Raw genomic sequence first — 18,081 nt, forward strand, 5'->3', positions numbered from 1 at the left:
TCACCGTACGACGGATCGCCGGATCCGCCAAGCCCAGGTCGGGCGGGGGCGGGCGCCGCCGGTGGCCGGGAACGCGGCCGTCCGCCATCCCCTTTGAGTCCTCTATGGGGGAATGTGACGTGTCGTTACCGAACCGTTACAAGCATTTCCCTTGCCCGGCACACATGGACCGGAACTAATTTGTTCAGCGATTCGACAAAAATTCGCGGACCGGGGATCCCTGCTGGCAGGGCGCCCCGCAGTCGGATCGGGCGGTCTTCGGCGAGCCGCTTCCGCAGGACGTCCACACCGGACGAAGGAGACCTCGTGTCCTTGTTCCGCCGTCACGGCCGGCATCGCCGATCAAGAATCCCCGTCGCCCTGCTCTCCCTCAGCGTGGCCTCGACCGTGCTGCTCGGCGCCCCCGCGCCGGCGTCCGCCGCGGCCCAGGGCGCCGCGCCGGTGTCCGCGGCCCAGGCCGCCGCACCGGTGCCCGCGAGCGCGGCCCAGGCCGCCGAGGCGTTCTCCGTGCTGGTCTTCTCGAAGACCGCCGGTTTCCGGCACGACTCGATCCCCACCGGCATCGCCGCCATCCAGAAGCTCGGCACCGACCACGGCTTCACGGTGGACACCACCGAGGACGGCGCGGCCTTCACCGACGACAACCTCGCCAAGTACCGCGCCGTGATCTGGCTCTCCACCACCGGCGACGTGCTCGACGCCGACCAGCAGGCCGCGTTCGAGCGGTACGTCAAGGCGGGCGGCGGCTACGTCGGCATCCACGCCGCCTCCGACACCGAGTACAGCTGGCCCTGGTACGGCGACCTGGTCGGCGCCTGGTTCGCCAACCACCCGGCCAACCAGCAGGCCACCGTCAAGGTGGAGGACCCGGCCCACCCGTCCACCGCCCACCTGCCGGAGCGCTGGTCCCGGTTCGACGAGTGGTACAACTTCCGGACCAACCCGCGCGCCAAGGTGCACGTGCTGTCCAGCCTGGACGAGACGAGCTACACCCCGGGCGCCGGCGCGATGGGGCACGACCACCCGATCGCCTGGTGCCAGGACTTCGACGGCGGACGGGCCTGGTACACCGGCGGCGGGCACACCCGGGAGTCGTACGCCGAGCCCGGGTTCCTCACCCACCTGCTCGGCGGCATCCGCACCGCGGCCGGGGTGGAGCGCGGCGACTGCGCGGCCTCGAAGACCAGCAGCTTCGAGAAGGTCACCCTGGACAGCAACACCAGCAACCCGATGGAGCTGGACATCGCCGCGGACGGCCGGGTCTTCTACGCCGAGCGCGACGGCCGGGTGCAGATCGTCAAGCCGGACAGCGGCAACCCGGTCACCGCGATGACGCTGAACGTGTTCACCGGCAACGAGGACGGCCTGCTCGGCCTCCGCCTCGACCCCGACTTCGCCACCAACAAGTGGATCTACCTCTACTGGGCGCCGAACGACGGGGTGGCCCGCAACCTGATCTCCCGGTTCACCGTCAACGGTGACACCCTCGACCCGGCCAGCCGCAAGGACGTGCTGCGGGTCGACACCCAACGCAACACCTGCTGCCATGCCGGCGGCACGATGACCTTCGACAGCGCCGGCAACCTCTACCTGGCCACCGGGGACAACACCAACCCGTTCGAGTCCAGCGGGTACGCCCCGATCGACGAGCGGCCCGGCCGGCAGGACTACGACGCGCAGCGCACCTCGGCCAACACCAACGACCTGCGCGGCAAGGTGATCCGGATCCACCCGGAGGACGACGGCAGCTACACCGTCCCGGCCGGCAACCTCTTCGCCCCCGGCACCGCGAAGACCCGGCCCGAGATCTACGCCATGGGCTTCCGCAACCCGTTCCGGATCGGCATCGACCCGGCCACCGACACGCTGTACGTCGCCGACTACGGCCCAGACGCCGGCAGCGCCAGCGCCGAGCGCGGCCCGGGCAACACGGTGGAGTGGAACATCGTCCGCGGGCCCGGCAACTTCGGCTGGCCGTACTGCGTGGGGCAGAACGTCGCCTACAACGACTACCAGTTCCCGTCCGGTCCGAGCGGCGCGAAGTTCAACTGCGCGGCCCCGGTGAACGACTCCCCGAACAACACCGGCCTGACCACCCTGCCGCCGGTCGTCCCGGCCACCGTCGACTACAACTACGGCGGCAACCCGCGCTTCCCCGAGATCGGCGGCGGGGGCGCCCCGATGGGCGGCCCGGTCTACCGGTACGACGCCGACAGCACCTCGAAGCGCAAGTGGCCGGCCTACTTCGACGGCAAGGCGCTGTTCGGCGAGTGGAACCAGTCGAAGATGTACACCATGCAGGTCGGCCGGTCCGGCACCGAGCTGATCGACATCAACCAACTGCTGACCGGGATGAGCATGATCCGGCCGATGGACTTCGAGTTCGGTCCGGACGGCGCGCTCTACCTGATCGAGTGGGGCAGCGGCTTCGGCGGCAACAACGACAACTCCGGGGTCTACCGGATCGACTACATCGCCGGTGACCGCGCCCCCATCGCGGTGGCCGCCGCCGACCCGACCTCCGGCCCGGCACCGCTGACCGTGCGGTTCTCCAGCGCCGGCTCGCGCGACCCGGACGGCGGGACGCTCACGTACGCCTGGGCGTTCGGCGACGGGCAGACCTCGACCGAGGCGAACCCGACCCACACGTACGCCACGGCCGGCAACTACACCGCCCAGCTCACCGTCACCAACCCCAGTGGCCGTACCGCGGTGGCGAACGTGCCGGTCACCGTCGGCAACACCGCGCCGACCGTGACCATCGAGTTCCCCCCGGACGGCGGCTTCTTCGACTGGGGTGACCAGGTCCGTTACACGATCAAGGTGACCGACCCGGAGGACGGCACCATCGACTGCGCCCGGGTCAAGCTGCAGGTGCTGCTCGGCCACGACGAGCACGGTCACCCGCTGGAGCAGCACACCGGCTGCACCGGCGTGGTGCAGACCTCGCTCGCCTCCGGGCACGGCGCCGAGGCGAACGTCTTCACCGTCTTCGAGGCGAGCTACACGGACTCCGGGGGCGCCGGCGGGGCCGGCCCGCTCACCGGCCGGGCGATCGAGCAGTTGCAGCCCAAGCGGAAGCAGGCCGAGTACTACACCGCCACCGGCCGGGCCCCCGGCAGCACCGGCGGCGGTGACCCGGGCGTGCAGAAGGAGACCACCAGCGACGCGGCCGGCGGCGGGCAGAACATCGGCTTCATCGAGGACGGCGACTGGTGGTCGGTGCAGCCGGCCGACCTGACCGGCGTCGACCAGATCCGGTTCCGGGTCGCCTCGGCCACCAGCGGCGGCCGGATCGACGTACGCGCGGGCGCCGTCGACGGGCCGGTGATCGCCACCGCCACCGTTCCGGGCACCGGCAACTGGCAGACGTACACCGACGTCACCGCGCCGGTCACCGCGACCGACCGGGCCGTCGGGACCCTGTACTTCGTGGCGAAGGACCCGGCCGGCGGCGCCGGCTCGGTGTTCAACGTCAACTGGATGGACTTCCTCGGCCGAGGCGTCACCGACAACGCGCCGCCGGTGGTCACCGCCACCGCGACGCCGACCACCGGCACCGCGCCGGTCGCGGTGGAGTTCGACGGCACGGCCACCGACGCCGAGGGCGACACCCCGCTGACGTACGCCTGGGACTTCGGTGACGGCGGCACCGCGACGACGCTGCGGGCGCGGCACACGTACACCGCGCCGGGCACGTTCGTGGCCACCCTGACCGTGACCGACAAGCGCGGCGCGAAGGCGTACGCGACGGTCACCGTGAAGGTGGACGCCCCGAACACCTCCTGCTTCGGGGCCCGGTCGGACGACTTCGCGGGCAGCGCACTGGACAAGGGCCGCTGGACGGTCGTCCGGGAGAACCAGCTCTACTCGGTCTCCGGCGGCGCGCTGCGGCTGCCCACCGCGGTGGGTGACCTCTACGGCACCCGCAACGACGCGACCAACCTGGTGCTTCAGCCCGCGCCCACCGGGGCCTGGCAGGCCACCACGAAGGTCACCCTGCCGGTGACCGCCAACTACCAGCAGGCCGGCCTGATCCTCTACGGCGATGACGACAACTACGCCAAGGTGGATCTGCTCTACTCCGGCAGCCGCCGGGTGGAGTTCATCCGGGAGACCGCAGGCTCGCCGCGCAACGAGTCGGCGGACGCCACCGCCGCGCCGGCCGGTGACACCGTCTACGTGCGGCTGATCAGCGACGGTACGAACCTGACCGCCGCCGTCTCCGCCGACGGAAACACCTTCACCACGGTCGGCCGGGCAGCCGCCCTGGCCGGCATCAACAACCCGCGGATCGGTGTCTTCGCGCTCAACGGGGGCACCGAGGCACCGGTGGTGAATGCGGTCTTCGACTGGTTCCAGATCACGCCGGACGCCCCGGCCGAGCCGGTCGCCCCGTCGGACGAATTCACCGGCACCACGCTGAACAAGTGCCGGTGGAACGCCATCCTGCGAGAGGACCCGCTGACGTACCAGGTGACCGACGGTGCGCTGCGGATCGACGTGCCGAAGGGTGACATCTACGGCACGGACAACACCGGGCCGACCAACTTCATCCTGCAGACCGCCCCGTCCGGGGACTGGACCATCGAGACGAGGGTCGACGGCAGCCAGCTGGCCGAGCAGTACCAGCAGGCGGGTCTGCTCGTCCACGCCGACGACGACAACTACCTGAAGTTCGACTTCATCGTGGACAACCAGGCCGGCCAGCCGGTCAACCGGCGGATCGAGTTCCGCAGCGAGATCGGCGGGGCGGTACAGAACCCGCAGCCCCAGGTGAGCAACCTGACCACGGCGGTCTGGCACCTGCGGCTGGCCCGTAGCGGCAACACCTTCACCGCGTCGTACTCGCCCGACGGCGAGAACTGGCAGACGCTGGAGGCGTTGACCAACGCCGCCGTCGGGGCGACCCCGAAGGTCGGCCTGTTCACCCTCGGGGCCAACGCGGCGGTGTCGAAGCCGGCGTTCTTCGACTACTTCCGGCTGACCGCCGGGCAGGTCGACGACACCGCGCCGGTGACCACCGCCACGGTCTCCGGCACCCCGACCGCCGGCTGGCACACCGGGCCGGTCACCGTCACGCTGGCCGCCACCGACGGGGCGGACGGCAGCGGGGTGGCACGCACCGAGTACCAGCTCGACGGGGCCGGCTCGTGGACGGCATACACCGCCCCGGTGGCCGTCAGCGGTGACGGCGAGCACGAGGTGCGGTTCCGCTCGGTCGACGAGGCGGGCAACATGGAGGAGACCAAGAAGGTCGCGATCAAGATCGACGCGACGGCACCGGTCAGCACGGCGGCGTTCGCGCCGCCGAGCGACGAGGGCTGGCACGCCGGCACGGTGCCGGTGGTCCTCGCCGCAACCGACGCCGGTTCCGGGGTTAAGTCGCTGGAGTTCTCGCTCGACGGCGGCGCGTGGACCCCGTACACCGGGCCGGTGCAGGTGACCGGCGACGGGCGGCACGAGCTGCTCTACCGGGCCACCGACAACGCCGGCAACGCCGAGACGTTGAAGTCGGCGGTGCTCCAGATCGACGGCACCGCACCGACGCTGCTGGTGTCCGGGATCGCCGACGGGCAGCTCTACGGGGACAGCCAGGACGTCCGGATCTCCTGGCAGGCGGTCGACCCGACCTCCGGCCTGCGGAGCACGGTCGGCCAGCTGGACGGCAAGGCGTACGCCAGCGGCACCCTGCAGGCCATGTACGAGCTGCCGCTCGGCCTGCACGAGCTGACCGTGACCGCGACCGACAAGGCGGGCAACAGCACCACCTCGACGGTCCGGTTCTTCGTCACCACCTCGTTCCGGGACATGCAGAACCTGCTGGACCGGTTCAAGGCGACCGGCCGGCTCTCCACCAAGGCCCACCAGCAGCTGTCGCAGAAGCTGGACGCGGTACGCAAGGCCGAGGCGGCGGGCAAAGACGACCGGGCGATCAAGCTGCTCGGCGAGTTCCGGACGCTGGCCGCGGACACCAAGTTGATCAGCGAGGGCGAGATCCGTGACGTCCTGGTCCGGGACGCCGACGCGATGATCGTCCGCCTGGGCGGCACGGTCGGCCAGGCCGGCGTACGGGCGAACAAGGGCAAGCCGGTCCAGGGCACCGGCCGGCTCGACGGCGATCCCACCCGGATCGCTCCCGGCCGCAAGCTCTGACCACCACCGGGCTCCCCGTCCGTCGCCGGCCCGGCGACGGACGGGGAGCCCACCCGTACCGGGAGGAGTGACACGATGCGTACCCGGAGAATGCTCGCCGTGCTGGCCGGCCTGTGGCTGGCGGTGCTGACCGTCGCCCCGGCGGCCGCCCACGGCGGGAAGCTCAAGCTGGTGGTGGCCGGGGACGGCGCCACCGGAGTCACCGTGCAGGCCAGCCACACCGACGGGCACCCGCTGACCGAGCCGGTACGGCTGGTGCTGACCGCGGCCGGCGCGGACGGCCGGAAGGTCGGCCCCGTGCAGTTGGTGCCGAGCGTCGAGGGTGAGGGCTTCTACTCCAGCGGCCCGCTGCTCTCGCCGGGCCGGTGGAAGGTCACCGTCACCGCCCCCGCCCCCAACGCGGCCCGGGCGACCGCCCAGGTCGACGCCCGCCCGGCGGCCGTTCCGGTGCCGGCCGGTCAACGGGTCGACGGGCCACGGCCGGCGGGCAGCCCGTCGCCGACCGGCCCAGCCGGTGACCGGGCCGGCGGCTCGGCGAGCGGGAAGCCGGCGGCCGGCGGGCCCACACCCGGCGGAGCGAGCGGGGCGGCCGGCGGGCCCGCGAGCGGGGCGGAGAACCGGGCGGCGGGTGGTGACGCCGCCGGCCGGCCGTGGTGGCCGATCGCCGTCGCGGTGCCCGTCCTCGCCGTGCTGGCGTTGGTGGGGGCGCTCGCCGTCCGCCGCGCCCGGCGGCCGGACGCCCCCGGTTCCGGCGACACCCCCTGACAGTCGCGCCCCGGCCCGGGCGCACCGTCGGCCCCACCGCGACCGGGTGGGGCCCCGCCAGCCACCCCGGTAGCCGGCGGCGGCTCAGAGGATGGCGTCGAGGGCGGCCAGGTCCTCGTCGGTGGGCTGCCATGCGCCGGCGGCGGCGTTGGCGCGTACCTGGTCGGGCGTGGTGGCACCGGCGATGACCGAGGTCACCGCGGGCCGGGCGGCCAGCCCGCCGATCGCCACGTCGAGCAGGCCGACTCCCCGCTCGGCCGCGTACGCCTCGATCGCCTCGATGACGTCCCACTTCGCCGCGGCGAGCCGTGCGGCGTACCGGCCGCCACCGGAGAGCCGGCTGCCGGCCGGCGGCGCCTCGCCCCGCCGGTACTTGCCGGTGAGCAGGCCGTTGGCGAGCGGGAAGAACGGCAGCAGGCCGAGGCCGAACCGCTCGCAGGCGGGGACGACCTCGTTCTCGACCCCCCGCTCCAGCAGGGAGTAGTGGTTCTGGGCGGAGACGAACCGGGTCCGGCCCTGCGACGACGCCGTCCAGTCGGCGTCGGCGATCTGCCAGCCCGCGAAGTTGGAGTTGCCCAGGTAGCGGACCTTACCGGCGCGGACCAGGTCGTCCAGGGCGGCGAGGGTCTCGTCGATCGGGGTGCCCGGGTCGGGTTCGTGCATCTGATACAGATCGATGTGGTCGGTGCCGAGCCGACGCAGCGACGCCTCGACCGCGCGGGCGATGTACCGCCGGGCGCCCCGGGCGCCGTGGTCGGGACCGTTGCGCCCTTCCATGTCCATGCCGAACTTGGTGGCGACCACCACGTCGTCCCGGCGCCCCTTGAGCGCCTGCCCGAGCAGTTCCTCCGAGCCGCCCGGCGGCTCGCCGTAGATGTCGGCGGTGTCGAAGAAGTTGATCCCGGCGTCCAGCGCGGCGTCGACCACCGCGCGGGTGCCGTCGAAGTCGAGCTTGCGGCCGAAGTTGTTGCAGCCGATGCCGACCACGGACACCACGAGCCCGGAGTCGCCCAACCGGCGGTAGGTCATCTCAGTCACGAGATCACCCTATGCCGGCCCGTACCGGGGCCCGGGCGCGCCCACGGGGGGTCACTCCCCCGGGCGGGCGGCCTCCCCGCCGCCCCGGACGGCCGCTCAGCCGAGCACGTCGGCGACCAGCCGCCGCGCGTCCGCCAGGGTCCGCGCCAGCTCCTCGGGGGTACGACCGACGGCGCCCAGCAAGGCCTGCGCGCGGGACGCGAAGCCGGGCGGCGCACCGGGCAGCCGCCCGGCCGAGGCGACCATGCCCTTCTCGTTGACCAGCCACCGCCCGGCCCGGCCGTGCAGCGCCTGAACCAGCACCCCGACCGCCCGGAACAGGCAACCCGCGACGTACGCCGCGTCGCCCGCCACCGCGCCCTTCGCCGCCCCGTCGACCAGGAACCCAGCCTCCCACCCGCCCGACACCAGCGCGTCGCCCAGCGCCGCCGGGTACGCCAGCGTCGCCGCCCGCAGCGCGGTCAGCTCGCCGGTCGGGTCGGCCAGCACCCGGGACAGCGCCACCTCCCCGGCGTACGCGTGGGAGTAGAAGCCGAGCGGGTGCCCGGCCTGCACGCCCACCTCGTACCGGCCGGCGCGGCAGTCCGTCCAGACCCGGTGCACCCGGTCGAGGTCGCGGTAGATCCAGTCCACCGCCGCGCCGCCGACCCGCAGCCAGCCGCCCCCGTCCACCCACGGCCCCCAGCCACCGGGCGCGGTCAGCTCCACCGGCTCGTCGGCGACGGCCGCGGCGACGGCCCGCAGCCCGGCCACGTCCAGCGCGCCCCGGTAGTAGACGCCGAGGTCCCAGTCCGAGTCGGGCCGGTGTTCGCCCCGCGCGCGGCTGCCGCCGAGCGCCACCGCGACCACCCCGTCCACCGCGCGGATCCGCCGCGCCAACTCCTCGCCGATCACGCCACGTCCCAGACCGGCTCCGGCACCTCCACCACGTCCCCGTCGCGCCGGAACAGCACGAACCGGTCGAACGACCGGGTGAACCACCGGTCGTGGGTCACCGCGACGACCGTGCCGTCGAACGCCGCCAGCCCGGCCTCCAGCGCCTCCGCCGAGGCCAGGTCGAGGTTGTCGGTCGGCTCGTCGAGCAGCAGCAGGGTCGCCCCGGAGAGCTCCAGCAGCAACACCAGGAACCGGGCCTGCTGGCCGCCGGAGAGGCTGCCGAACCGCTGGTCGCCCTGGCCGGCCAGCTCGTACCGGCCGAGCGCGCCCATGGCCGCGTGCCGGTCCATGCCGGCCCGGTGGGCGTCGCCCCGCCAGAGGATGTCGACGAGCGTCCGCTCGGTCAGCTCCGGCCGGTCGTGGGTCTGCGAGAAGTGACCGGGTCGGACCCGGGCGCCGAGGCGGACCGCCCCGGCGTGCGCCACCGGCGCCAGCGCGGCCGCGCCGTCGACCGGCTCGTCGACCGGGTCGGGGTCGGTGCCGCCGCGCGCCAGCAGGCGCAGGAAGTGCGACTTGCCGGTGCCGTTGGCGCCCAGCACGGCGACCCGGTCGCCGTACCAGAGCTCCAGGTCGAAGGGGTAGGTCAGGCCGTCCAGCTCCAACTGCTCGGCGACCACCGCGCGCTTGCCGGTCCGCCCGCCGGTCAGCCGCATCCGGATGTCCTGCTCCTTCGGGGGTACGGGCGGCGGTCCGGCCTCCTCGAACCTGCGCAGCCGGGTCTGCGCCGACTGGTAGCGGGAGGCCATGTCCGAGTTGTACGCGGCCTTCTGCTTGTACATCAGCATCAGCTCGCGCAGCTTCTGGTGCTCCTCGTCCCACCGCTTGCGCAGCTCGTCCAGCCGGACGTGCCGGGCCACCCGGGCGGCGTGCCAGCTGGCGAAGCCGGCCGGGTGCACCCAGGCGCCGCCGCCCTCCACGGCGACCACCCGGTCGGCGGTCTGCGCCAGCAGCTCCCGGTCGTGCGAGACGTAGAGCACCGACTTGGCGGACTCGCGCAGCCGGCCCTCCAGCCAGCGTTTGCCCGGCACGTCGAGGAAGTTGTCCGGCTCGTCGAGGAGCAGCACCTCGTCGGGGCCGCGGAGCAGCAACTCCAGCGCGAACCGCTTCTGCTGGCCGCCGGAGAGGGTCCGGACCGGGCGCTCCCGGGCGGCGTCCCAGGGCAGGTCGAGCACGATGGTGGCGACGGTGTCGAAGAGCACCTCGGCGTCGTACCCGCCGGCCTCGCCCCAGGCGGCCAGCGCGTCCGCGTACGCCAGCTGGGCCTTGCCGGCGGCGGTGCTGTACTTGCCGCGGGCCTCGACCGCCCGCATGGCGGTCTCGGTCTCCACCAGCCGGCGACCGGCGTCGCGCAGCGCCGGCGGGGCGAGCGAGAGCGCCAGGTCGGCGAGCGTGGACTCGTCGCCGATCATCCCGATGAACTGGCGCATCACCCCGAGCCCGCCGGAGCGGGCGATCGCCCCGGTACGCACCGGCAGGTCGCCGGAGACCATCCGGAGCAGCGTCGTCTTGCCGGCGCCGTTGGGGCCGACCAGGGCCACCTTGGCGCCCTCGCCGACCCGGAACGACACGTCGGTGAAGAGTTCCCGACCGTCCGGCAGGATGTGCCCGACCCCTGCCACGTCCACGTAACCCACGCCGGCATCCTGCCCGAGGTGCCGGGCCGGGCGACACTCGATTACCGGGTGACTCGCAGCACCCGGTAGCCCTTCTGGCTGGCGTGCCGGTCGACCCGCCAGCCCTGCTCGACCAGCCAGCCGTGCAGCGAGTCGCCACCGAGGTGCCGGGCGACGACCAGCCAGGCCACCCCGTCCGGGGCGAGCCGGGGCAGCCAACGCCGCAGCAGCTCGTGCAGTTCGGCCTTGCCGATCCGGATCGGCGGGTTGGACCAGAGCTGGGCGAACGAGAGGTCGGCGGGGACCTCGTCCGGCGCCACCGCGCGGACCCGGTCGGCGGCGCCGACCCGCTCGGCGTTGGCGGCGGTCAGCGCCCGGGCCCGCTCGTTGACGTCGACCGCCCAGACGGTGGCCGCCGGCGCGGTGCTGGCGAGCACGCAGCTGATCGGTCCGAAGCCGCAGCCGAGGTCGAGCAGCGCTCCCGTGGTGTCCGGGGCCGGCAGTTCGGCCTTGCGCAACAGCACCGCGGTGCCCGGGTCGAGGCGGGCGGCGGAGAAGACGCCGGCCGCGGAGCGGAGCGCGTAGTCGCGGCCGGCGACGGAGAACTCGACCTCGCGCGGTGCCGCGGCGGTGGACGGTTCAGCGGTGAAGTAGTGGTCGCCGGTCACGCCCGCATTGTCGCACCGCCGGTGCGGCCCGCCGCCGACGGTACGCCGGTACGCACCACACGACTCGCGCCGCATTTTCCGGATATTACCCTCTAAAGGGATAATGGACTTTACTCTGTGCCACATGGTGTATCGGTACGAGTCCGATGAGGACGCCTACGGGGACCCGCGGCAGGACGTCGGGCTGCCGTGGCCCCGCCCCGGCCCGCCCCCGGCGGCGGAGCCCTCGCCGTCCCGCTTCCCGACACCGGCGCTGCCCCGGGCCACCCGGCTCGCCCTGCCACAACCGGAACCGACCCACGCCCCGACCGATCGGGGCGGGCCGTACGACCCGCCGCTGGGCCCTGGGGCGCCGGTCCACTCCGCCGGGCACCCGCCGCAGCCCGACCCCCCGACGTACCAGACCACCGTGCCCCCGCAGCAACCCCGCGCCCGGCACACCGGCCAGGGCGGCGGACGGCTGTGGCCGGCGCTGGTAGGCGGGGCGGCCGTCCTCGTGCTGCTCGCGCTCTTCGGGCTCGGCGGCGCGGCCCTGCTCGCCGACCGCACCGGCGATCTGGGGTCGGGGCAGAGCGACCCACCGGCCTCCCTGCCGTCCACCCAGGCCACCGATCCCGGCCAGCAGGACCTGGACTCCCGGGACACCGACCAGGCGCCGTTGACGGTGAAGGAGGTCTTCCCCGGCCAGAAGCTGATCGTCGCGGACGGCCGGCCCGCCTACCGGGTGCTCAAGACCCAGGCCGGCGGCGACTGCAAGGTCGCGGCCACCGGCGAGGTCGCCGACCTGCTGGTCCGGCTCGGCTGCAACCAGGTGGTCCGGGCGACGCTCCGCTCCCCCGACGGCGACCACCTGCTCACCGCCGGGCTGTTCAACCTGACCGACGTGGCCAGCGCCCAGCGGGCCCGGGACCGGGTCCGGCAGTTGCTCGACGATCGGCAGGGACGGATCCGCGGGATGGCGGCCGGGGAGGACACCGAGGCGGTGGCCCGGGCAGCGGCCCGGGTCGGCTGGCAGGTACGCGGCCACTACCTCACCTACTGCCTGGTCACCCGGGCCGACGGCGAGGCGGTCAAGGCCGGCGACCCGGCCGCCCGGGAGATCCTCTTCGACATGATCGAGCTGTACCTGAACCAGGGCGTGCTCGCCCGGCGAGCCGCCGGCGGGGTGGCCAGCCAGCCCACCGCCGGCAGCTCGACCACCACCCAGCGCGGGAGCGGCGAGCCGGACGAGCTGCCCGGCGACTGACCCGCCCGGACGACCGGGGCCGCCGCCTCCGGCAGCACATGCCGGGGGTCAGCCCTCGGCCGCCGGCACCCGCAGGCGCCGGGTCAGGTCGGCGCGCCGGGCGTACTCGGCGGGATCGTCGGGGTAGCCGACCTCGACCAGGGCCAGCCCGTGCGCCGGCGCGACGGTCACCTCGCTGGACCGCTCCCGCCGGCTGAGCAGGCTCGCCGGCCACTCGACCCGCCGGCGGCCGTCCCCGGCGACCAGCATCGCGCCGACCAGGCTGCGCACCATGTTCTGGCAGAACGCGTCGGCCCGTACGGTGGCGACCAGGATCCCGTCCGGGTCGCGCCGCCAGTCCAGCCGGGTCACCTCGCGCAGCGTGGTGGCGTTCTCCTTGCGCCGGCAGTACGCGGCGAAGTCGTGCTCCCCCACCAGGCCGGCTGCCGCGGCGTTCAGCGCGGCCAGGTCCAGCGACCTCGGCCAGGCGAGGGTGTCCCGTCGGCGCAGCGGCTCGGCGCCCCACGGGGCGTCCGTGACCCGGTACTCGTACCGGCGGAAGGTGGCCGAGAAACGGGCGTCGAAGGCGGCCGGGACCTCGGTCATGGCGCGTACCCGGACGTCGCCGGGGAGGAGCCGGGCCAGCCGACGCAGCAGCCGTCCCTCGTGCTCGCGCCAGACGGCGGTGGGCAGGTCGAGGTGGCACACCTGCCCGGTGGCGTGCACCCCGGCGTCGGTGCGCCCGGCCACGGTCAGCCCGGTGGCGGTGCCCGCGCCCAGCACCAGGTCCACCATCTCCATCAGCACCCCGGCGACGGTCCGCCGGGTCGGCTGGGCGGCCCAGCCGGAGAAGTCGGTGCCGTCGTACGAGACGTCCAGCCGCAGCCGGGTCCGCTCGTCCACCTCGTACCTCCCGTTTCACGGCGTCGGGCCCGGCACCCCTGAGGGATGCCGGGCCCGACGTGCTGCCTTGCGGATCAGGCCTTGTTCTCGGTGGCCTCGTCGCTGTCCTCGCGGGCGGCGGCGGTGTCACCGGAGGCCGACACCGGAGCCTCCGCGTCCTGGTCGCCCTCGCTGGAGCGCGGGGTCTCCTCGGCCGGGGCCAGGGCCTCGACCTTGTCCTGCTGGGCGGCCTTGCGAGCGGCGGTCTTCTTGTTCGCCTTCGGCGCGGCGACCGCCAGCTCCTCGACCAGCTCGATGATCGCCATCGGAGCGGCGTCACCCTTGCGCGGACCGGTCTTCACGATCCGGGTGTAGCCACCCTGACGGTTGGCGTACCGGGGCGCGATCTGGTCGAACAGGTTGAAGACCACGTCCTTGTCCTTGACGACGCCCGCCACCCGCCGACGGGACGCGAGGTCGCCGCGCTTGGCCTTGGTGATGAGCTGCTCGGCCAGCGGACGCAGCCGCCGGGCCTTCGTCTCGGTGGTCTGGATCTTGCCGTGCTGGAACAGCGCAGTGGCCAGGTTGGCCAGCATGAGCCGCTCGTGCGCGGGGCTGCCGCCGAGGCGGGGGCCCTTGGTGGGCGTGGGCATTGTTGGTGCTCCTCAGAAGTGGCGGCAGCCGGGGTTAGAGCTGCTCGGTCTCGCGGTAGTCGTCGGTGTCGTAGTCGGCCTCACCGAAGGCGTCCACGACGTGCGCCGGGTCGAAGTTCGGAGCCGAGTCCTTCAGACCCAGGCCCATCCCGGCGAGCTTCATCTTGACCTCGTCGATCGACTTCTGACCGAAGTTCCGGATGTCGAGGAGGTCGGCCTCGGTGCGCCCGATGAGCTCACCAACGGAGTTGATGCCCTCGCGCTTGAGGCAGTTGTAGGAGCGGACGGTCAGGTCCAGCTCCTCGATCGGCAGGGCCAGGTCCGCCGCGAGCTGGGCGTCCTGCGGGGACGGCCCGATGTCGATGCCCTCGGCGGTCTCGTCCAGCTCCCGGGCCAGCCCGAAGAGCTCCACCAGCGTCGACCCGGCGGAGGCCAGTGCGGTACGCGGGCCCATCGACGGCTTGGTCTCGACGTCGATGATCAGCCGGTCGAAGTCGGTCCGCTGCTCGACCCGGGTCGCCTCGACCCGGTACGTCACCTTCAGCACCGGCGAGTAGATCGAGTCGACCGGGATCCGGCCGATCTCGGCGCCCGCCTGCTTGTTCTGCGCGGCGGTGACGTAGCCCCGGCCCCGCTCGACGGTCAGCTCCATGTCGAGCCGGCCCTTGCCGTTGAGGGTGGCGAGCTTCAGGTCCGGGTTGTGCACCGAGACACCGGCCGGGGGCTGGATGTCACCGGCGGTCACGTCGCCCGGGCCCTGCTTGCGCAGGTACATGCTGACCGGCTCGTCGTGCTCGGAGCTGACGCAGAGCTCCTTGATGTTCATGACGAGCTCGACCACGTCCTCCTTGACCCCGGGGATCGTGGTGAACTCGTGCAGCACACCGTCGATCTTGATCGAGGTGACCGCCGCGCCCGGGATGGACGACAGCAGCGTACGACGCAGCGAGTTGCCCAGGGTGTAGCCGAAGCCGGGCTCCAGCGGCTCGATGGTGAACCGGGACCGGGTCTCGTTGATCGACTCCTCGGAGAGGGTCGGTCGCTGGCTGATGAGCATTTCTTCTCTTCTCTTCCGGGACGCCCGCTATATGACGCCCACGACACAAACTGTTCCGGTGGCCCGCCCCGGAGGACGGGCCACCGCAACGAGCCCTTACTTGGAGTAGAGCTCGACGATCAGCTGCTCCTGGACCTGGGTGTCGATCACCTGGCGGGCCGGGAGCGAGTGCACGAGAATCTTCATCTGGCTGGGAATGGCCTCGAGCCACGCCGGAACGGTCCTGGAGCCGGCCTCGGCCTGCGCGACGATGAACGGGGTGAGCTCCTTGCTCTTGCCCCGGACCTCGATGATGTCGTGCTCCTTGATGCGGTACGACGGGATGTCGACCTTCTTGCCGTTCACCGTGAAGTGGCCGTGCTTGACCAGCTGGCGGGCCATGTCCCGGGACTTGGCGTAGCCGGCCCGGTAGACCACGTTGTCCAGCCGCGACTCCAGGATCTGGAGGAGGACCTCGCCGGTCTTGGCCTTCTTGCCCACGGCCTCCTCGTAGTAGCCGCGGAACTGCTTCTCCAGCACGCCGTAGACACGGCGGGCCTTCTGCTTCTCACGGAGCTGGAGCAGGTACTCCGTCTCCTTGGTGCGGCCGCGGCCGTGCTGCCCGGGCGGGAACGGCCGGGACTCGAACGGGCACTTCGGGCCATCGCACTTGCTGCCCTTGAGGAACAGCTTCATCTTCTCCCGCCGGCAACGGCGGCAGTCAGCACCGGTGTAACGAGCCATCTCTCTCTAACCTCTCAGACCCGGCGACGCTTCGGCGGACGGCACCCGTTGTGCGGCTGCGGGGTGACGTCGGAGATCTGCCCGACCTCGAGCCCGGCGGCCTGCAGCGAACGGATGGCGGTTTCCCGGCCGGAGCCGGGACCCTTGACGAACACGTCGACCTTGCGCATGCCGTGCTCCATGGCCCGACGCGCGGCGGCCTCGGCGGCCAGCTGCGCGGCGAACGGGGTCGACTTGCGGGAGCCCTTGAAGCCCACCTGGCCGGACGAGGCCCAGGAGATGACCGCACCGGTCGGGTCCGTGATGGACACGATGGTGTTGTTGAAGGTGCTCTTGATGTGCGCCTGCCCGTGGGCGACGTTCTTGCGTTCCTTGCGCCGGACCTTCTTGACGGCGGCTCCGGCACGAGCCTTCGGTGGCATAAGTCTGTGCGCTCCTAGTTACTTCTTGCCGGGCTTCTTCTTGCCGGCGACGGTCCGCTTCGGGCCCTTCCGGGTCCGCGCGTTGGTCTTGGTGCGCTGACCACGCACGGGCAGACCACGGCGGTGCCGGATACCGGCGTAGCAGCCGATCTCGACCTTGCGGCGGATGTCGGCGGCGACCTCGCGGCGCAGGTCGCCCTCGACCTTGTAGTTGGCCTCGATGTGGTTCCGGAGCTCGACCAGCTCCTCGTCCGTGAGGTCCCGAACGCGCTTGTCCGGCGAGATGCCGGTCGCGGCGAGCGTCTCCAGGGAACGGGTACGACCGACCCCGAAGATGTAGGTGAGCGCGATCTCCATCCGCTTCTCGCGGGGGAGATCCACGCCGACTAGACGTGCCATGTGCGGGCGTACTCCTCGTGATGTTGTGCGGAGGTGTGGACCCGTCCCACCCCGCTGACCGACCGTCCCTGTCCTTCCGGCGTCACGCGCCGGCGACCGGGATCGGTCGCTGCCCGAGCGGGCCCCGGCCTCCGACCGGGGGTCAACCACGAGGGAGTACGCGCTGCGTACCGCTCGCGGCTGGGACGAGCTTGGTGATGTGTGGGGCGTCAGCCCTGGCGCTGCTTGTGGCGCGGGTCGGTGCAGATGACCATGACCCGGCCGTGCCGGCGGATCACCCGGCACTTGTTGCAGATCCTCTTGACGCTCGGCTTGACCTTCACGGTTGCCTTACTTCCCATCTGGCCCGAGTCGCGACGAGGCGCGACACCGGACGTCGAAGACGGACACGGGGACGTCCCGGCCGCCGTCAGGCTTACTTGTAGCGGTAGACGATGCGCCCGCGGGTCAGGTCGTACGGCGAGAGTTCCACGACGACCCGGTCCTCCGGCAGGATACGGATGTAGTGCTGCCGCATCTTGCCGCTGATGTGAGCCAGCACCTTGTGGCCGTTCGCGAGCTCCACCCGGAACATGGCGTTCGGCAGGGGCTCGATGACCCGACCCTCGATCTCGATGGCTCCGTCTTTTTTCGGCATGTCCTCCGCTGTCCTGACGTCGGTTACTCCGGACGGCCCACAACGTCTTACCCGGACCGCCCGATGGGGGGTCCGAGCCAGCCGCGGCTCCGGCTCCCACAGAAGCGCGGGTGGGCATGCCGGAGTGGACGCTGTGCGCCGATCAGAAAGTGTACGCCCGCCAACGCGCGGTCGCCAAACCGGCCACCCCGGTGGTCACCCGGCCGGACGAACGGACCCGGCCGCTGTGGCGCTCGTCACGCCTCCGCCGGGTCCGACGGCTCGCGCCGGCCGCCGTCCTCGATCGCGGCGGCCTCCCGGCGCACCACTCGCTTCACCTGCCGGCGCTCGCGTCGCTCGGCCTTCCGCCGGCGCTTCCGCTCCACCGCCCGCTGCGGCTCCCCGGTGGCCAGGCCGCCAACGGTCTGCATCAGCACCACCGCGCCCCACGGCCCGAGCACCCAGAGCGGCCAGTAGTAGCCGAAGCCGCCGCCGAGCCCGCTGACCAGCCAAATCGCGGTCAGGATCCCGGCCACCCGGATCCAGGGCAGCCACACCTCGGCCAGCCACTCCCGGCGGGCCCGGCCCGGCGCCACCGGCACCGGCCGCTCCCCCACCGGCGCCACGGGTCCGTCGCTCGTCCCCGGCGGGCGCGGGGCGGGCACCGACGCGTCGGCCGGGCGGGCAGCCGGCACCGGGGGGCCCGCCGGGATCGCGCCGGGCAGGTCGGCCAGGAGCCCGTCCAGCTCGCCGTAGGTCTTCGCACCGTACGCCCGCTGCAGGCGCTCGTCGTACTCGTGCAGGTCCAGCCGGCCCTCGTTCAAGGCCACCCGGAGCCGCTCCGCCGTGACCTCGCGGTCGGCGTCGGCCGCCCGCATCCCGCTGCGCCCCTCCATGGGGGCAAGCATGGCACTCGCCCGCCAGCCGT

General features: G+C 72.7%; 16 protein-coding genes. 3 read left to right on the forward strand and 13 right to left on the reverse strand.

Annotated features, from left to right (window positions below; translation table 11 throughout):
• Positions 1-306: 306 nt before the first annotated feature.
• Positions 307-6,156, forward strand: a complete 5,850-nt coding sequence (locus AB0H57_RS08030; protein WP_357503907.1) for a ThuA domain-containing protein — start codon at positions 307-309, stop codon at positions 6,154-6,156.
• Positions 6,157-6,231: 75 nt separating this feature from the next.
• Positions 6,232-6,921, forward strand: coding sequence for a hypothetical protein (locus tag AB0H57_RS08035; protein WP_357503909.1), 690 nt, complete (start codon positions 6,232-6,234; stop codon positions 6,919-6,921).
• An 84-nt stretch (positions 6,922-7,005) separates the two neighbouring features.
• On the opposite strand, the gene AB0H57_RS08040 is transcribed toward AB0H57_RS08035, so the two are convergent.
• From AB0H57_RS08040 to AB0H57_RS08055, 4 genes are all read right to left on the reverse strand, one after another.
• A complete protein-coding gene (locus tag AB0H57_RS08040) occupies positions 7,006-7,950 on the reverse strand; it encodes an aldo/keto reductase (protein ID WP_357504004.1) in 945 nt (314 codons plus the stop codon).
• A gap of 105 nt (positions 7,951-8,055) precedes the next feature.
• Complete coding sequence (locus AB0H57_RS08045) at positions 8,056-8,853, reverse strand: nucleotidyltransferase domain-containing protein (protein ID WP_357503911.1); 798 nt, start codon at positions 8,851-8,853, stop codon at positions 8,056-8,058.
• Positions 8,850-10,529, reverse strand: a complete 1,680-nt coding sequence (locus tag AB0H57_RS08050) for an ATP-binding cassette domain-containing protein (protein ID WP_357503913.1) — start codon at positions 10,527-10,529, stop codon at positions 8,850-8,852. The genes AB0H57_RS08045 and AB0H57_RS08050 overlap by 4 nt, the downstream gene beginning before the upstream one ends.
• A gap of 41 nt (positions 10,530-10,570) precedes the next feature.
• Positions 10,571-11,176 carry a methyltransferase gene (locus AB0H57_RS08055; RefSeq protein ID WP_357503914.1) on the reverse strand — a complete coding sequence of 202 codons (606 nt, stop codon included), beginning with the start codon at positions 11,174-11,176 and terminating at the stop codon, positions 10,571-10,573.
• Between the two features lie 124 nt (positions 11,177-11,300).
• Here AB0H57_RS08055 and AB0H57_RS08060 point away from each other — a divergent pair, with 124 nt between their 5' ends.
• A complete protein-coding gene (locus AB0H57_RS08060; RefSeq protein WP_357503916.1) occupies positions 11,301-12,422 on the forward strand; it encodes a hypothetical protein in 1,122 nt (373 codons plus the stop codon).
• Positions 12,423-12,470: 48 nt separating this feature from the next.
• On the opposite strand, the gene truA is transcribed toward AB0H57_RS08060, so the two are convergent.
• The 9 genes from truA to AB0H57_RS08105 form a co-directional block, all read right to left on the reverse strand.
• Positions 12,471-13,304, reverse strand: coding sequence for a tRNA pseudouridine(38-40) synthase TruA (truA, locus tag AB0H57_RS08065; protein ID WP_357503918.1), 834 nt, complete (start codon positions 13,302-13,304; stop codon positions 12,471-12,473).
• Positions 13,305-13,378: 74 nt separating this feature from the next.
• Positions 13,379-13,936 carry a 50S ribosomal protein L17 gene (gene rplQ, locus AB0H57_RS08070; protein WP_357503920.1) on the reverse strand — a complete coding sequence of 186 codons (558 nt, stop codon included), beginning with the start codon at positions 13,934-13,936 and terminating at the stop codon, positions 13,379-13,381.
• Positions 13,937-13,970: 34 nt separating this feature from the next.
• Positions 13,971-14,993: a DNA-directed RNA polymerase subunit alpha gene (locus AB0H57_RS08075; RefSeq protein WP_013735931.1), complete on the reverse strand. Its 1,023-nt coding sequence runs from the start codon at positions 14,991-14,993 to the stop codon at positions 13,971-13,973.
• A 96-nt stretch (positions 14,994-15,089) separates the two neighbouring features.
• A complete protein-coding gene (gene rpsD / locus AB0H57_RS08080; protein WP_357503922.1) occupies positions 15,090-15,716 on the reverse strand; it encodes a 30S ribosomal protein S4 in 627 nt (208 codons plus the stop codon).
• A gap of 14 nt (positions 15,717-15,730) precedes the next feature.
• Entirely contained in the window at positions 15,731-16,138 is a 408-nt protein-coding gene (gene rpsK, locus AB0H57_RS08085) for a 30S ribosomal protein S11 (RefSeq protein WP_014440747.1), read from the reverse strand.
• Positions 16,139-16,156: 18 nt separating this feature from the next.
• On the reverse strand, positions 16,157-16,537 hold the full coding sequence (gene rpsM / locus AB0H57_RS08090) for a 30S ribosomal protein S13 (RefSeq protein ID WP_357503924.1): 381 nt from the start codon (positions 16,535-16,537) through the stop codon (positions 16,157-16,159).
• Positions 16,538-16,746: 209 nt separating this feature from the next.
• Positions 16,747-16,860 (reverse strand): 50S ribosomal protein L36, encoded by a 114-nt coding sequence (rpmJ, locus tag AB0H57_RS08095; protein ID WP_012184307.1) that lies wholly within the window; start codon positions 16,858-16,860, stop codon positions 16,747-16,749.
• A gap of 92 nt (positions 16,861-16,952) precedes the next feature.
• Entirely contained in the window at positions 16,953-17,174 is a 222-nt protein-coding gene (gene infA / locus AB0H57_RS08100; protein WP_007073013.1) for a translation initiation factor IF-1, read from the reverse strand.
• Between the two features lie 236 nt (positions 17,175-17,410).
• Positions 17,411-18,049 (reverse strand): DUF1707 domain-containing protein, encoded by a 639-nt coding sequence (locus tag AB0H57_RS08105; protein WP_357503925.1) that lies wholly within the window; start codon positions 18,047-18,049, stop codon positions 17,411-17,413.
• Positions 18,050-18,081: the final 32 nt, after the last annotated feature.

This window comes from Micromonospora sp. NPDC050686 (genome assembly GCF_040654475.1).
Lineage (GTDB): Bacteria > Actinomycetota > Actinomycetes > Mycobacteriales > Micromonosporaceae > Micromonospora.

Coding starts and splice junctions, on each gene's coding strand:
- AB0H57_RS08035 (WP_357503909.1), top strand. CDS start 6,232: ATGCGTACCCGGAGAATGCTCGCCGTGCTGGCCGGCCTGTGGCTGGCG.
- AB0H57_RS08040 (WP_357504004.1), bottom strand. CDS start 7,950: ATGACCTACCGCCGGTTGGGCGACTCCGGGCTCGTGGTGTCCGTGGTC.
- AB0H57_RS08060 (WP_357503916.1), top strand. CDS start 11,301: ATGGTGTATCGGTACGAGTCCGATGAGGACGCCTACGGGGACCCGCGG.
- rplQ (WP_357503920.1), bottom strand. CDS start 13,936: ATGCCCACGCCCACCAAGGGCCCCCGCCTCGGCGGCAGCCCCGCGCAC.
- AB0H57_RS08075 (WP_013735931.1), bottom strand. CDS start 14,993: ATGCTCATCAGCCAGCGACCGACCCTCTCCGAGGAGTCGATCAACGAG.
- rpsD (WP_357503922.1), bottom strand. CDS start 15,716: ATGGCTCGTTACACCGGTGCTGACTGCCGCCGTTGCCGGCGGGAGAAG.
- rpsK (WP_014440747.1), bottom strand. CDS start 16,138: ATGCCACCGAAGGCTCGTGCCGGAGCCGCCGTCAAGAAGGTCCGGCGC.
- rpsM (WP_357503924.1), bottom strand. CDS start 16,537: ATGGCACGTCTAGTCGGCGTGGATCTCCCCCGCGAGAAGCGGATGGAG.
- infA (WP_007073013.1), bottom strand. CDS start 17,174: ATGCCGAAAAAAGACGGAGCCATCGAGATCGAGGGTCGGGTCATCGAG.
- AB0H57_RS08105 (WP_357503925.1), bottom strand. CDS start 18,049: ATGGAGGGGCGCAGCGGGATGCGGGCGGCCGACGCCGACCGCGAGGTC.